The 14523-nt window shown below is 55.5% G+C and carries 14 protein-coding genes; 10 read left to right on the forward strand and 4 right to left on the reverse strand.

Annotation, left to right across the window (positions count from 1 at the left end; all coding sequences use genetic code 11):
• Positions 1–17 precede the first annotated feature (17 nt).
• The 3 genes from hslR to ACQ3G7_RS19225 form a co-directional block, all read right to left on the reverse strand.
• Complete coding sequence (gene hslR / locus ACQ3G7_RS19215; protein WP_263099033.1) at positions 18–419, reverse strand: ribosome-associated heat shock protein Hsp15; 402 nt, start codon at positions 417–419, stop codon at positions 18–20.
• Entirely contained in the window at positions 419–1096 is a 678-nt protein-coding gene (gene yrfG / locus ACQ3G7_RS19220; protein WP_430891286.1) for a GMP/IMP nucleotidase, read from the reverse strand. The genes hslR and yrfG overlap by 1 nt, the downstream gene beginning before the upstream one ends.
• 65 nt (positions 1097–1161) lie before the next feature.
• A complete protein-coding gene (locus tag ACQ3G7_RS19225; RefSeq protein ID WP_430891288.1) occupies positions 1162–3297 on the reverse strand; it encodes an intracellular growth attenuator family protein in 2136 nt (711 codons plus the stop codon).
• Between the two features lie 318 nt (positions 3298–3615).
• Between ACQ3G7_RS19225 and nudE the strand changes: the two genes are divergently transcribed.
• Complete coding sequence (nudE, locus tag ACQ3G7_RS19230) at positions 3616–4176, forward strand: ADP compounds hydrolase NudE (RefSeq protein WP_263099036.1); 561 nt, start codon at positions 3616–3618, stop codon at positions 4174–4176.
• A gap of 82 nt (positions 4177–4258) precedes the next feature.
• On the opposite strand, the gene mrcA is transcribed toward nudE, so the two are convergent.
• The gene (gene mrcA, locus ACQ3G7_RS19235) at positions 4259–6811 is read right to left on the reverse strand and encodes a peptidoglycan glycosyltransferase/peptidoglycan DD-transpeptidase MrcA (RefSeq protein WP_430891290.1); all 2553 of its coding nucleotides are present in this window, start codon (positions 6809–6811) and stop codon (positions 4259–4261) included.
• Positions 6812–6930: 119 nt separating this feature from the next.
• Between mrcA and ACQ3G7_RS19240 the strand changes: the two genes are divergently transcribed.
• The 9 genes from ACQ3G7_RS19240 (at position 6931) to dam (ending at position 14469) form a co-directional block, all read left to right on the forward strand.
• Entirely contained in the window at positions 6931–7716 is a 786-nt protein-coding gene (locus ACQ3G7_RS19240) for a type IV pilus biogenesis protein PilM (RefSeq protein WP_430891292.1), read from the forward strand.
• Positions 7716–8249: a PilN domain-containing protein gene (locus ACQ3G7_RS19245; protein WP_430891294.1), complete on the forward strand. Its 534-nt coding sequence runs from the start codon at positions 7716–7718 to the stop codon at positions 8247–8249. Before ACQ3G7_RS19240 ends, ACQ3G7_RS19245 begins: the two co-directional genes overlap by 1 nt.
• Positions 8239–8700: a HofO family protein gene (locus ACQ3G7_RS19250; RefSeq protein ID WP_430891296.1), complete on the forward strand. Its 462-nt coding sequence runs from the start codon at positions 8239–8241 to the stop codon at positions 8698–8700. Before ACQ3G7_RS19245 ends, ACQ3G7_RS19250 begins: the two co-directional genes overlap by 11 nt.
• Positions 8690–9091 carry a HofP DNA utilization family protein gene (locus ACQ3G7_RS19255; RefSeq protein WP_430891298.1) on the forward strand — a complete coding sequence of 134 codons (402 nt, stop codon included), beginning with the start codon at positions 8690–8692 and terminating at the stop codon, positions 9089–9091. The genes ACQ3G7_RS19250 and ACQ3G7_RS19255 overlap by 11 nt, the downstream gene beginning before the upstream one ends.
• Positions 9003–10238 (forward strand): DNA uptake porin HofQ, encoded by a 1236-nt coding sequence (hofQ, locus tag ACQ3G7_RS19260; RefSeq protein WP_430891300.1) that lies wholly within the window; start codon positions 9003–9005, stop codon positions 10236–10238. Before ACQ3G7_RS19255 ends, hofQ begins: the two co-directional genes overlap by 89 nt.
• Positions 10239–10529: 291 nt before the next feature.
• Positions 10530–11051: a shikimate kinase AroK gene (gene aroK / locus ACQ3G7_RS19265; RefSeq protein WP_263099043.1), complete on the forward strand. Its 522-nt coding sequence runs from the start codon at positions 10530–10532 to the stop codon at positions 11049–11051.
• Between the two features lie 54 nt (positions 11052–11105).
• On the forward strand, positions 11106–12194 hold the full coding sequence (aroB, locus tag ACQ3G7_RS19270; protein WP_430891302.1) for a 3-dehydroquinate synthase: 1089 nt from the start codon (positions 11106–11108) through the stop codon (positions 12192–12194).
• A gap of 91 nt (positions 12195–12285) precedes the next feature.
• Positions 12286–13581, forward strand: a complete 1296-nt coding sequence (damX, locus tag ACQ3G7_RS19275) for a cell division protein DamX (RefSeq protein ID WP_430891304.1) — start codon at positions 12286–12288, stop codon at positions 13579–13581.
• A gap of 66 nt (positions 13582–13647) precedes the next feature.
• Entirely contained in the window at positions 13648–14469 is an 822-nt protein-coding gene (gene dam, locus ACQ3G7_RS19280; RefSeq protein ID WP_263099046.1) for an adenine-specific DNA-methyltransferase, read from the forward strand.
• The last annotated feature ends 54 nt before the right edge of the window (positions 14470–14523 follow it).

Below are 14523 nucleotides of genomic sequence, written 5' to 3' on the forward strand. Positions count from 1 at the left end.
TCTCTTGCGGGTGAGCGTTACTCGCTATCACCGTATTTAAATTTCATCAGATCGCGGCGTTCTTTCTTATCCGGGCGACGATCGGGGTGCGGCATGGTCAGGGCATTGAGCTTGCGGGCAAGCGTCATTTTCTCGCGCTTCTCGATGCTTTCCGCCGTCTCTTCATAAAGTGCTACCGCTTCATCGGCTGGACGGCGCTGTTCGGTGATGCCCTTAATGATAACCGTGCGCTCATCGTTTCCCTGACGCAGCGTTAAGGTGGCATTCAGCTCAACGATTTTACTCGGCTTGCTGCGCTGTCCGTTGTAGTGCACTTTGCCGCCTTCAATCATCTCGCGGGCAATGGCGCGGGTTTTATAAAAACGCGCTGCCCACAGCCATTTATCCAGTCGGATATCTTGCGCAGGCTGTTGTTTCATTAAGCCTCCTTAAGAAGAGAAGGGATCAGTCGACGGTAATCGTTCATTCCCGGATGGCGTAAATAGCTTTTTTCCGCCAGACCGGAATCCGGGTTCGTGACGCCCAGGCAGTAACCAATGCCAAATTTGGTCGCTGCGTCCAGAATAGGTTCGCTGTCGTCAATAAACAGCGTTCGTTCGGGGGTTAAGCCCGTTTCTTGCGTAACTGCTTGCCACAAACGCTGATCCTCTTTCGGATAACCAAATGTGTGGGTGGAAAGCAATAAATCAAGGTGCGACGCGAGCCCGGTGTGCTCAAGTTTGACGGCCAGGTTATGCGGGTGCGCATTGGTCAGCAGGATGCGGCGTTTTCCGCTTTTTTTCAGTGCATCCAGAAACGGCACGGTGTCTTCACGTAGCACGGCCTGTGGCCCATGCTGGGTGGTCATCGCGCAGATATCCAGACCGAGCCGCTCGCTCCAGTAATCCAGACAATACCAGTTTAGCGTATGCTGCACGGCGTGATACTCCTGGCGGAGGACGTTCTGCGCTTCATCCGGGGTTAAACCTTGTTTCGCGCCGAAGGTTTCCGGCACCAGTTTTTGCCAGAAAAAATTGTCGAAAGCGAGATCGAGTAGCGTGCCATCCATGTCCAGCAGAACGGTATCGATATTCTGCCATGCGATATCAAGATGCATTGGAAAACTCCAGCCAGATGAAAACCTGCGCGACAGGTTAACACAGCTCGTTCAGCGGGTCGTTATCAGCTGAGGCTTTCCTGCGTGGGGAGCAGTTGTGGGTTCAGGCAGCTTTCATAGTACTGCTGAATCTCTTCGAGACGCGTGCGATTACGCTGGTAACGACGCAGCGCAAGGACGCCGTTGTAGACGGTGCTGATGATCATTGTCAGCAGCAACAGCGTGGTGCCGGCATAGCGCCACAGGCCGGTGGCATCCGGCATCCGGTGCAGGCTGATGTGTTTGGTGCCGTTGGCATCTGTATAGATGTTGGTAATGATCCCTTCCGCGCTGAATGGCGTTTGCATCAGCATTTGCGCCAGCCTCTGGAATTCAGTCCACTGTTCCTGCGCAGGGTGGTCATACAGGGCGATCGGCGGCCATGGCTGGTCGACCAGCTCGTTGCCCTCTTCGCTGACAATCAGGAAACCTCCGGGGGCTGGGCTGTTCAGCGCCTGCGCCGCGCGGGTTGTTTCGCGCATGATAAAGGGCGCGGTGGAGGTGGTGACCAGATTATCCAGCGACTCTGCACTTACCGGGCGCAGCAGAACGTTCACGCCGGTGAGTTTCCCTTCGCTTGCCCGTTTGGTCAGCGTGTCCCAGTCTTTGCTGTTGCCCAGGTTAACCAGCGCGTTTTTCAGCCGTAAACACTCGTCTTCAGCGGAACACAAATCCTGGGTTTTCAGCACGATATCGGCAAAGTCATCCAACAAGACCATGCCAGACTTCTGAATGGCGGAACGCAGCACAGGGCTAACGCGGGAATCATCTTCTGCTGTGGGGTGTAACTGACGGCTGACCGCCTGGGCAAGCGCCGTGGCTTTGGTCACCGTCCCGGACTCCGGCAGTGGCAGCGGCGGTGCGTTATTCCAGATAATCTGCGAACAGTCGAATGGCGTAAACGGTGACGTCTGACGCGAAGCCCAGTTGCTCTGAGTATGAATGTTGCACATCCCGGTGCCGCTGAGGCGCAACGTGTCGCCTATGCGCAACCCGGCAGCTTCGAGTTGGTTGACGCTGCTGGCCTCAATGGTTTGCGCGCCTTTGATCCACGAGACGGTGAATTTAATCGGCATATCCAGCGGCACCCAAATCAGCAGCATCGCCAGTACCACCAGCGAACCGGTGGAGATCACCGCGCTGCGTACCCAGTGCTGTAACGGGAAGTTTTTCACCTCATCGTGCAGGGATAAAAAACGCCCCTGGCGCACGACGTGGCGATCGAGATAAATATCGATATCCGTTTGTTGCCCCAAATCCTGTGTGACGAAGGGTTGCCAGTGGCGAGGATAGATCAGGTCGATAATGCCCAGCGAGATGTTGTTCATCTGCTCCTGATTGTTTTCACCGAACAAACCCCAACGCTTTGGCGTACCGCGCAGACAGTGGATTTCGCGCAGGGTGTTTTTGGCTGGCGGCGCATACAGCCCCCATAACCCGGCGGCAAGCAGCATAACGGCACCGCCCGCCAGCCACGGAACGAAGACTTCCGGGGCGACCAGGCAGAAGAAGAACAGTAAGAACGCGGTAGATACCAGCAGGGCTTCGCGCATGCCATCTGGCCGGCTTAAGGCGAACTCTTCCTGCGTTTCCCGGCGGATATTCAGCAGTTCGATCTGCTCCGTTTCTTCACCGCGGATGGCGGAGTGCGCCGCAGAAACGCGCTCCAGTTCGCCACTGCGCTCTTCATTCATATATTCACTGAGAGTATGACCATTCAGTGAGATCACCAGCGGCAGTGAGTCGGTACGGATCAGTTCGACATTGTTCTCATCGGTAATGTACTGCTCCCAAAAGGGCGGCAGATGCACTTCGACAGAATCAAGATAGTAGCGCCATTTATTGGGGGCGTCGGTAGTGATGCCATAGCGCGTAATGGAGTGCGCCACAAACAGGACGGTATTGCTTTGGGCATTTAATTTGATGGACACCGGGGCGGTCGTTGCGCCGGTTGGGCCTGGGATATTTTGTGTACGGGAGAGCGACTCCAGATAGCTTTCGACGGCTTCGCGCTCTTCTGGCGACAGTTTACGGGTCGTCGCGCCAGCGAAGGCCTGTAAATAAGGCAGCCTGTAGCGACGTTGCGACCTGAACCTGAAAATCCATCCAGCGAGGAATGCGCAGGCCAGCATAGCAGCGAAAAAAATCAAAATGGTGCTCATGCTTTCCCCATCTTACTTTTTCTAACAGGTGTAGTCAGTTGCACCCTTCCCGTAAATAACGTGTTGTGGTTGGCCGCCGCAAGCAGGAAATTAACTTGAGTAATTTTAAGCGCATACCATCACACACAAGAATAGCAAAACCACCCTAACGGGAATATCAGCAAATTCTTAGTTTTATTTCAAGCTATTGACTTTTGGGTTTATTTGGGGATTGATTTCTGGTAGGTTACGAAAATGTAAATTAGCGGCGAATGACATTGCCCAAACCGTGTGTAGTGTCGCACAATAACGCAAGTTTCTCTGCAAAGACCGATAATAATGAGCGAATCATTGCAAAAACCCACCATTCTTAATGTTGAAACGGTCGCTTCTTCACGACTGTTTAACGTCGAAAGTGTGGATCTGGAATTTAGCAACGGTGTGCGCCGTGTCTACGAACGCATGCGTCCTTCCACACACGAAGCCGTGATGATTGTGCCAATTGTCGACGACCATCTGATCCTGATCCGCGAATATGCGGTGGGAACCGAGTCCTACGAGCTGGGATTTTCCAAAGGTCTTATCGATCCTGGTGAGAGTATATACGAAGCGGCGAACCGTGAACTAAAAGAAGAAGTAGGATTTGGTGCAAATGAGCTTACTTTTCTGAAAAAACTCAGCATGGCGCCCTCTTATTTCTCCAGTAAGATGAATATTATCGTTGCCGAAGACCTGTATCCTGAATCCTTGCCCGGTGATGAGCCGGAGCCGCTGCCACAGGTTCGCTGGCCGCTGAAGCATTTAATGGATTTGCTGGAAGATCCCGATTTCAATGAGGCGCGTAACGTCAGCGCACTGTTTCTGGTCCGTGAGTGGCTGAAGGGGCAGGGGCGGCTGTAACGACGTAAGCCAATAAAAAGGGCGCTTTTGCGCCCTTTTTTGTTGCCATTTTTACACCACTTCTCAGGGAAGTGGTGAGGGATCAGAACAGTTCGTGGGTCTCGCCGTTATCGATGATTGTCGTACCCACTTCATGTACGGCTTGCTGCGTGGGTTGCGTACCTTCAATGAAATATTCTTGACGGCTGCTGCCTCCGTTCGACAACTGCCCGGTGCTGCGGTCAATGTTCACCGTCACGATGCCAGGCGGTGGTGTTAACGGATCTTCCGCAACGCCATCCAGTACCGTTTTCATGTAGGCATCCCACGCTGGCTGGGCGCTCTTCGCACCGCCTTCGTAACCGGAAATCTGATCTTTGATCGCCCCGGAAGCGGTGGTGCGCCCCAGATCGCGACGATGATCGTCAAAACCGATCCACACCGAGGTCACAACGCCGGGACCGTAACCGGAGAACCAGGCATCTTTCGAGCTGTTGGTGGTGCCGGTTTTTCCGCCGATATCAGTACGTTTGAGATCGCGGCCTGCCCGCCAGCCAGTACCTTGCCAGCCCGGTTCGCCGAAGACGTTACTGTTCAACGCGCTCTTAATCAAAAACGACAGCGGAGTGCTGATCACATGCGGCGCATACTCTTCGCCACCGCTTCTCTGCACCAGGGCCTGATTTGCCTGTTCCAGTTGCGGCATGGGCACGGAAGTATTCTGTTGCTCCTGCGAGAGAGCCACATTCTCCATGTCCTTGTTTTCCAGAACGTTTGATTTCGGTGTTTCACCGTAAATCACCGGGATATCGCAATCCGCGCAGGCCACTTTCGGGTGCGCTTCAAACAACACATTACCCTGATCGTTTTCGATTTTGGCAATGTAGTAAGGATCAATCAGGAAGCCGCCATTGGCCATCACGGAATATCCTCTGGCAACCTGCATCGGCGTGAACGACGCCGAACCGAGCGCCAGAGATTCCGTATGCACAATGTTTTGCGCCGGGAAACCGAATCGCTGCAGGTACTCTGCTGCGTAATCGACGCCCATGGCGCGCATGGCGCGAACCATCACCACGTTTTTCGATTGGCCCAGACCCTGACGCAAGCGGATTGGCCCGGCATATTCGTCAGGTGAGTTTTTGGGGCGCCAGTCGGAACCTGCACCTGCATCCCAACGAGAAATCGGAACGTCATTGAGGATGCTTGCCAGTGTCAGGCCTTTATCCATCGCTGCCGTGTAAAGGAACGGTTTGATGTTCGACCCAACCTGACGCAGCGCCTGGGTCGCACGGTTGAATTTGCTTTGGTTAAAGTCGAATCCCCCCACCAGCGCCAGTACCGCGCCATTATGTGGGTTAAGGGAAACCAGCGCCGAGTTTACATCCGGCACCTGCGCCAGCCACCAGGCGTTATCTACCTGACGAACCCAAATCTGCTGACCGGCCTGTACCGCATCGGTCACTTTACGCGGGGTTGCGCCCTGCTGAGTATCTGAACGGTACGGACGCGCCCAGCGCACACCTTCCATATGCAGCGACACGGAGGTGCCATCTGCCAGCATGGCGGTGGCTTCTTGCGGATTCGCGCTGGTGACAACAGCCGGAGAAAGTGGTCCGTATGTCGGCAGCGTTTTCAGCGAGTCGGTGATTTTTTTGCTGGTCCATGCCGCTTCACCCACTTTCCACAACACATTGGAGGGGCCGCGATAGCCGTGGCGCATATCGTAATCCATCACGTTATTGCGCACCGCATCCTGAGCACCTTGTTGCACTTTACGGGTGATGGTGGTGTAAACGCGATAGCCATCTTCGTAGGCTTTATCGCCGTACTGCGCCACCAGGTCCTGGCGTACCATTTCGGAAAGATAAGGGGCGGAGAAGGCGATTTCCGGCGCGTGGTAATTGGCATCAATAGCCTCACCGCGCGCCTGATCGTACTGTTCCTGGGTGATATAGCCTTCGCTCTGCATACGCGCCAGCACCACGTTGCGGCGGGCTGTTGCACGATCAAGCGAGTAGAGCGGGTTAAACGTCGACGGGGCTTTAGGCAGACCGGCTATCACCGCCATTTCACTCAGCGTCAGTTGATCGACGGATTTACCGAAATAGACCTGTGCCGCTGCGCCCACGCCATAGGCGCGGTAACCGAGGTAGATCTTGTTGAGATAGAGCTCAAGGATCTCATCTTTATTCAGTAGCTGCTCAATACGGATGGCCAGGAACACTTCTTTTATTTTACGCATTAGCGTGCGTTCCGGGCTCAGGAAGAAGTTACGCGCCAACTGTTGCGTGATGGTGCTCGCCCCCTGTGAAGCATGGCCGGAAAACAACGCCACGCTGGCGGCGCGGAAAATCCCGACCGGATCGACACCGTGATGCTCATAAAAACGGCTGTCTTCTGTCGCGATAAACGCCTTCACCATTTCCGGTGGGATCTGATTAAGGGACAACGGGATACGGCGTTTTTCGCCGTATTGTGCGATCAATTCGCCATCGGCGCTGTACACCTGCATTGGAATCTGTAGCCGCACATCTCTGAGCGTCGCGACGTCAGGTAGCTGTGGCTCAATATATTTGTACAGACCGTAGATCGAGCCTGCTCCCAGCAGAATGCAACATACTGCAAGGATGAATAAATACTTTACGAACTTCACTGGAGATTTCCCATTTAGTGTCATTTGGGCAGTTTATAAACAACCGCGCGGTAGTATAAAGGCAAGCCTGATGCATTGATATAGCGTCATCCAGAGAGACGATAAGGAGATCGTAATTTATGGCATTCAGGCAATGGAAGATTGGTCTGCATATTCAACAAGATGGCATCTTCAGCGTCGCCATCGCCGCTGGCCGACGCGGCCAGACTCTACGCCGTTGGTGGCATTTTCCGCTGCCCCATGGCGTGATTGTGCAAGGGCGGATTAAATCCCCTGAACAGCTTCTGACGGTACTGCGCCCCTGGCGTCACGCGCTTCCGCAGCGACACTGCGTACGTCTGGCGTTTCCCGCCGGGCAAACGTTGCAAAGAAAACTGCCGCGACCGGCTATCTCGCTGCGCGAGCGGGAGTTGTCCGGCTGGGTTTCTCATTCTGTTTCGCGGGAACTGGAGATGGCGGAAAGCGATCTCTGTTTCGACTTCACCGAAGATGAACCCGGAAACGCATATGGTGTGACCGCCGCACAAAATAAAGATGTCGCGACATTACTGAGCCTGGCGCAGTCGCTCTCGTTAACTCTTTCCTCTATTACGCCTGACGCCGCAGCGCTACAACCGCTCGTTCCCTGGCTTACTCCTCCCGTTCGCTGCCTCGCCTGGCGTGATGAACGACAATGGCTGTGGGCGACAAAAGAGAGCTGGGGGCGACGAGGTCTGGAGGAGGCCGATACCGTTGCACAATTGGCCGCACTGCTTGGGTTGGCAACTGACGAAATCACGCTTTGCGGCGAGGCGGAAGGCGAATTCGATTGTTGGTCGGTTATTCCGTGGCGCCAGCCTCCGCTGCCCAAAGCCGGGGCCAGCTATGCCGTTGCTCTCGGGCTGGCGCTTGCCGGGAGGTGCTGATGTCGCAGTTGGTCAACTTTTTACCCTGGCGACGGCGCAGGCGGCAGCACATTGCGCGGGTATGGGCGGCAACCTTTACGGGCACGGCATTATTGCTGGTTATTGGCTGTATGGTCTGGCGCGGTACTGTCGCGGGCGATCTTCATCAGGCGTCAATCTGGCGACAATCGGACGAAAACGTACTGGCGGCGCTGATCGCCAGAGAGAAGCCGCTGCTGCTCAGGCAACAGCAATGGCAGCAGGCGCAAGCGCGGGCGCAGCGGAGGCAGCAGACCCGGGACTGGCAGCCGCTGCTCTCTGCGCTGGCGGAAAATCTGCCGCAGGAGGCCTGGCTGACGCAGCTTCGCTGGCAGCAGGGGCGTCTGGAACTGTCGGGTCTGGCGAGAGCGTTTGCGTCATTAAACGACCTTGAAACGACGCTGCGGGCTGTACCGGGGTTCCATCTTTTGCCTACGGGGGCGACGGTGCGCGATGCGCAAGGGCGATGGCAATTCCATTACCAGTTGAATAAGGAGCCTCTTCGTGCCCCTTAACGCTGATTTTTGGTTTGCCATGTCGCCACGCTTGCGCGTTGTGTGCTGGCTTACGGGCGCCTTTTGTGGGCTGATGCTGGCGTGGTGGCTGGTTGTTTCCCCATTAAAAGACAGGCAAGCGCAACTGTTGATCCTGCAGGAAGCAAATGAAAGTGCGCTGCGTGCGCAGTGGCGTAAATTGCGCGATATCACGCCACCGCCACAAAGCGCTACCGACGCCGCGTTGTCTCCGTTTACTCCGCTGGATTTTCATACCCATGAACGGCAGTTGCTCCGCTGGCAACCGGCGCAAAACGGCGGTGAAATGGTGCTGCAAACGCAATGGGCGCTGGTTAGCGGGACGTTTCTGATGTTGGCGCAGCGCGACATGTTGGTTCCGTCGTTCTCGCTGATTGCTGAGGAAAATGGGCTGCGCTTTACATTGGGGCTGGAACATGATCATGACCGCTAAACGCCTGCTCTGCGCCGGAGGACTCTGCTTGCTGCTGAGCGGAATGCGCGATCCCTTTCAGCCTCCGCGGGATACCTGTCTTACGGGGCAGCTCGCAAACTGGCGTTTTCATGGGGTCGTGGCGGGGGAGCAAAGCATCGGCATTTTACGCGATGACAGCGGGCGATGGCGCCGGGTCGTCGAGGGAGAGACGCTGCCAACGGGGTGGCGCGTTATTGCCGTCAACGAACATGGCATACGAATAACCCTGGGAGAGCGCTGTACGCCAGCAGAATGGCGCTGGAAACGAGAAGGAGATCAGGATGAAAAAATGGATAGTCAGCGCCGCGTGCTTCAGTTTGCCGATCGTCTGCGCACAGACACTAACCCCGGTGACGCTGACGGTGGATGATGCGCCCGTCGCGCAAGTGCTGCAGGCGCTGGTCGCGCTGGAGAAGCAAAACCTGGTGATCCCGCCGGACGTTAACGGCACGTTGTCGCTGCATCTGGTGGATGTTCCCTGGCGGCAGGCGTTGCAAACCGTAGCCGCCAGCGCTGGGCTTACGTTGAGCCAACAAGGGAATATCTGGCTGGCGCACACGGCCGCGCGGCAACAGCAACAGCAGGCTGAACGGGAGGCGGCGCAGGCAAAACGTAAACAGAATGCGCCTGTCCTGAGTCGTAGTATGGAGTTGCGTTATGCCGACGCCGGGGAACTGGCAAAAGCCGGGGGAGCGATGCTGAGCCCGCAAGGGACAATCACGGTGGATATGCGTCTTAACCGTTTATTAGTCCGTGATAATAAAGAAGGGCTGGCGGCGCTGGAAAAATGGGTGGCGCAAATGGACTTACCGGTTGAGCAGGTTGAACTGGCGGCACATATCGTCACCATTAATGAAAAAAGCCTGCGAGAGCTGGGTGTGAAGTGGGGGTTGGCGCAGGCTGAATCGACGGCACGCGGGCAGGTTGGTGCGCTGTCTGCCGATTTGTCTGTACCGACCGCGTCGACCCGGGTGGGATTTAATATTGGCAGTATCAATGCCCGCTTGCTGGAGCTTGAGCTGTCCGCACTTGAACAAAAGCAGCAACTGGAGATCATTGCCAGTCCAAGGCTGCTGGCATCACATCGCCAGCCTGCCAGCATTAAGCAAGGCAGTGAAATCCCTTATCAGGTCTCCAGCGGTGACAACGGACAGACATCGGTGGAATTTAAGGAGGCGGTGCTGGGTATGGACGTCACGCCGACGGTATTGCCGGATAAGCGTGTGCGTTTAAAACTGCGTATTAGCCAGAATATGCCCGGCCAGATCCTGCAACAGGCCGGTGGTGAAACGATGGCGATTGATAAACAGGAAATTGAAACGCAGGTGGAGGTGAAAAGCGGCGATACGCTGGCGCTGGGCGGCATTTTCTCGCAAAAGCAGACCGCTGGCGAAAGCCGGGTTCCCGGGGTCGGCGCCATCCCAGGATTCGGGCGGTTATTTCGTCACGATACAAAGGATAATGAACGACGCGAGCTGGTGGTGTTTATTACCCCGCGACTGGCATCGGTACATTAATCCCGCCGTTACCCTCCCTTTTTCTACGGAACTTAGTTCAGGTGTTTGACGTGAGAGATGATTTAGCTTACAAGGAGTACCGATTTGAGCGTCAGTGGTCTCCGTCGCACCTGAACAGGTATCCGCGCCCGACTGGTAATTTAATGTGTTGCCAAACAAGCCGGAGTACTGAGATAATTTTCGATCTGACTCTCGCACTATCGCATATGAGGTTTCAGTTCATGTCCTGCTACGCCAGGTGTCTGCGCAGCGGGTTTATCATCAACGAATAGTCTTAGTAGTACCAAAAAAATGGCAGAGAAACGCAATATCTTTCTGGTTGGGCCTATGGGTGCCGGCAAAAGCACTATTGGGCGCCAGTTAGCTCAACAACTCAATATGGAATTTTACGATTCTGATCAAGAGATTGAGAAACGCACCGGAGCTGATGTGGGCTGGGTCTTCGACGTTGAAGGTGAAGAAGGTTTCCGCGATCGCGAAGAAAAAATCATCAATGAGCTGACGGAAAAGCAGGGCATTGTACTGGCAACCGGCGGCGGTTCTGTGAAATCTCGCGAAACCCGTAATCGTCTCTCCGCCCGTGGCGTAGTGGTCTATCTGGAAACCACTATCGAAAAACAATTGGCTCGCACGCAACGTGACAAAAAACGCCCACTTCTGCAAGTGGACTCACCGCCGCGCGAAGTGCTGGAAGCGTTGGCCAACGAACGTAATCCGCTGTACGAGGAGATTGCGGACGTGACCATTCGTACCGACGATCAGAGCGCTAAAGTAGTCGCAAACCAGATTATTCATATGCTGGAAGGCAACTAATTCTGGCTTAATACAAGGCCTGCGGGTTTAAGCAACTAAGGTGGATGTCGCGTCATGGAGAGGATTACCGTCACTCTCGGGGAACGTAGTTACCCTATCACCATTGCGGCTGGTTTGTTTAACGATCCAGCTTCCTTCGCGCCGCTGAAGTCTGGTGATCAGGTTATGCTGGTCACCAACGAAACACTGGCTCCGCTCTATCTGGATAACGTTCGCCGCGTGCTTGAGCAGGCTGGGGTGAAAGTCGACAGTGTTATTTTGCCGGACGGCGAGCAATACAAAAGCCTGGCGGTAATGGATACGGTCTTCACCGCGCTGTTGCAAAAACCTCATGGGCGCGACACCACGCTGATCGCGCTTGGCGGTGGGGTGATCGGTGATCTAACCGGCTTCGCGGCGGCAAGCTACCAGCGGGGCGTGCGTTTTATCCAGGTCCCGACCACGCTCCTCTCCCAGGTTGACTCCTCCGTCGGCGGTAAAACGGCGGTGAACCATCCTCTCGGTAAAAACATGATCGGCGCGTTCTATCAACCTGCATCTGTGGTGGTGGATCTCGACTGTCTGGATACCCTTCCTGCCCGCGAATTGTCTTCCGGTCTCGCGGAAGTGATCAAATACGGCATTATTCTCGACGGCGAGTTCTTTGAATGGCTTGAAGAGAATATGGACGCGTTATTGCGTCTAGATGGCCAGGCGATGGCGTACTGCATTCGCCGTTGCTGTGAACTGAAAGCCGAAGTCGTGGCTGCCGATGAGCGTGAAACAGGCCTGCGTGCTTTGCTGAATCTCGGTCATACCTTCGGCCATGCCATTGAAGCGGAAATGGGCTACGGCAACTGGTTGCATGGCGAAGCCGTTGCGGCTGGCATGGTGATGGCAGCACGCACATCAGAGTGTCTGGGCCAGTTCAGCAAGGCCGATACGCAGCGTATTATTGTTCTGCTTGAACGAGCAGGGTTGCCGGTGCACGGTCCTCGCGACATGTCCGCGCAAGCCTACCTGCCGCATATGATGCGCGATAAAAAAGTGCTGGCGGGGGAGATGCGCTTGGTGCTCCCGTTGGCCATAGGGAAGAGTGAAGTACGCGGCGGAGTGCCGCACGACGTAGTTCTGGCCGCTATTGCTGATTGCCAGCAAGCGTAACTAATTAGAAAGGTCTGGTCACGGGTAAGCCGTGACGTTTAACTTCGGGCGCTATGCAGGTCGTAGCATGCGCCTTTGAGTGGGGTGTTAAATGGATGAATTCAAACCAGAAGACGAGCTGAAACCCGATCCCAGCGATCGTCGTGCTGGTCGTTCTCGTCAATCTTCCGATCGCGTCGATGAGCCGCAGATCAACTTTGATGATGTTGATCTTGATACCGACGATCGTCGTCCTTCCCGTACCCGCCGGGCGCGTGATGAGCGCGAGGAAGAGGGTTATGACGAGGATGAAGGCGCTCTGGACGAGGAGCGTGAAGAACGTCGTCCGCGCAAGCGTAAAACGGCCGCTGCTGCAAGGCCTGCGTCCCGTCAGTACATGATGATGGGTGTGGGTATTCTGGTGCTGTTGCTGCTGATTGTTGGCATCGGCTCTGCGCTGAAATCGCCTGCGCCCTCCACGACCGAACAAGCCCCGGCTGAGAAAAATATCGATCTCTCAGCGAATAATGGCAATGCAAGTGCGCCTGGCGGCACTGCCGATCAAACGAACGGTGCTCAGCCAGCGCCGGGTACAGCCTCTGCGCCGCAGACTGCGGGTAACCCATCGCAGGATGTCTCTCTGCCGCCAATCTCATCTACCCCGTCGCAGGGCCAGACGCCAACTGCTCCAGAAGGTCAGCAGCGTGTGGAAGTGCAGGGCGATCTGAACAGCGCGCTGTCGCAGCCGCAAAACCAGTCGCAGATTGACAGCGCCGTTAACTCCACGCTGCCAACCGAACCGGCAACGGTTGCGCCGGTGCGTAATGGCAATGCCGCTGCCCGCCAGCAGTCAGCAACGGCGGAAAACCATACCGCTGCCTCGCGTCCTGAGCGCAAGCAAATGGTTATCGAGCCGAAACCGCAGGTGAAAGCCCCGGCGGTAACGGCAGAATCAAAACCGGTTGCTCAGCCGCCGAAACGCACTGAAACCGTGACGGCTGCACCAGTGAAAACGCCGGCAGCAACGCCAGTCCAGCCGAAACCGGCCGCGACGGCAGCTGTGCCGGTTGTCACTGCGCCAGCGGCGAGCGCAGCGCCTGCTGCAAGCGGTGCAGCATCGACCGGTAATGTCGCTGCACTGAAAGCGGCGCCAGGTAGCCACTATACGTTGCAGCTGAGCAGCTCTTCGAACTCCACCAACCTGAATGCGTGGGCGAAGAAAGAAAATCTGAAAAACTTCGTTGTTTATCAGACCACGCGTAACGGTCAGCCGTGGTATGTGCTGGTGAGCGGCGTGTATGCCTCGAAAGATGATGCAAAACGCGCGGTTGCTGCACTGCCAGCGGATGTACAGGCGAAGAACCCGTGGGCGAAACCGCTGCATCAGGTTCAGGCCGATCTGAAGTAATGTTTAAAGCGCAGATGCTGTCGGAGCTTTCTCCACAGCCGGAGAGAGTGTAAGCAATCAGTCAGCATGAAAAAGAATCGCGCTTTTTTGAAATGGGCGGGGGGGAAGTACCCCCTGCTGGACGATATCGAAAGGCATCTGCCACAGGGCGAATGCCTTATCGAGCCGTTCGTCGGCGCGGGATCGGTGTTCCTCAACACGTCGTTCTCTCGCTATATCCTCGCTGATATCAACAGCGACTTGATAAGCCTTTACAACATCGTCAAAGACCGTGCTGATGAGTATGTGCATCATGCGCGGGAACTGTTCACGCCTGAAACCAATCAGTCTGTGGTTTACTACCCGCTGCGCGATGAGTTTAATGCCTGCCAGGATCCGTTCCGGCGCGCATTGCTGTTTTTGTACCTCAATCGTCATGGTTACAACGGTCTTTGCCGTTATAACCTGCGTGGCGAATTTAACGTGCCGTTCGGGCGTTATAAAAAACCCTATTTCCCGGAAGCAGAGTTGTATCACTTTGCAGAAAAAGCGCAGAATGCCTTCTTTTACTGCGAATCTTACGCCGACAGCATGGCGCGCGCCGACGAGAACTCCGTAGTGTATTGCGATCCTCCTTATGCGCCGCTCTCCGCTACCGCTAATTTTACGGCGTATCACACAAACAGTTTCAATCTGGAGCAGCAGGCGCATCTGGCGGCGATTGCCGAAAGCCTGGTGCAGAACCGGATCCCGGTGTTAATTTCCAACCACGATACAGCGCTAACGCGCGAGTGGTACCGTCAGGCAAAATTGCATGTGGTGAAAGTGCGTCGCAGTATCAGCAGTAACGGCGGCACGCGTAAAAAGGTGGATGAATTGCTGGCGCTTTACCGCCCGGCAACCCGGTAACCTGCTTTCACCGCGCCGCCAGCCTGCCGACTTATCATTTTTCAAGGAGATGCG

It is taken from the genome of Kosakonia sp. N21, assembly GCF_050587465.1.
GTDB lineage: Bacteria > Pseudomonadota > Gammaproteobacteria > Enterobacterales > Enterobacteriaceae.

Coding starts and splice junctions, on each gene's coding strand:
- ACQ3G7_RS19255 (WP_430891298.1), top strand. CDS start 8,690: ATGACCGCTAAACGCCTGCTCTGCGCCGGAGGACTCTGCTTGCTGCTG.
- nudE (WP_263099036.1), top strand. CDS start 3,616: ATGAGCGAATCATTGCAAAAACCCACCATTCTTAATGTTGAAACGGTC.
- ACQ3G7_RS19245 (WP_430891294.1), top strand. CDS start 7,716: ATGTCGCAGTTGGTCAACTTTTTACCCTGGCGACGGCGCAGGCGGCAG.
- ACQ3G7_RS19225 (WP_430891288.1), bottom strand. CDS start 3,297: ATGAGCACCATTTTGATTTTTTTCGCTGCTATGCTGGCCTGCGCATTC.
- aroB (WP_430891302.1), top strand. CDS start 11,106: ATGGAGAGGATTACCGTCACTCTCGGGGAACGTAGTTACCCTATCACC.
- hslR (WP_263099033.1), bottom strand. CDS start 419: ATGAAACAACAGCCTGCGCAAGATATCCGACTGGATAAATGGCTGTGG.
- ACQ3G7_RS19240 (WP_430891292.1), top strand. CDS start 6,931: ATGGCATTCAGGCAATGGAAGATTGGTCTGCATATTCAACAAGATGGC.
- damX (WP_430891304.1), top strand. CDS start 12,286: ATGGATGAATTCAAACCAGAAGACGAGCTGAAACCCGATCCCAGCGAT.
- dam (WP_263099046.1), top strand. CDS start 13,648: ATGAAAAAGAATCGCGCTTTTTTGAAATGGGCGGGGGGGAAGTACCCC.
- yrfG (WP_430891286.1), bottom strand. CDS start 1,096: ATGCATCTTGATATCGCATGGCAGAATATCGATACCGTTCTGCTGGAC.
- aroK (WP_263099043.1), top strand. CDS start 10,530: ATGGCAGAGAAACGCAATATCTTTCTGGTTGGGCCTATGGGTGCCGGC.
- hofQ (WP_430891300.1), top strand. CDS start 9,003: ATGAAAAAATGGATAGTCAGCGCCGCGTGCTTCAGTTTGCCGATCGTC.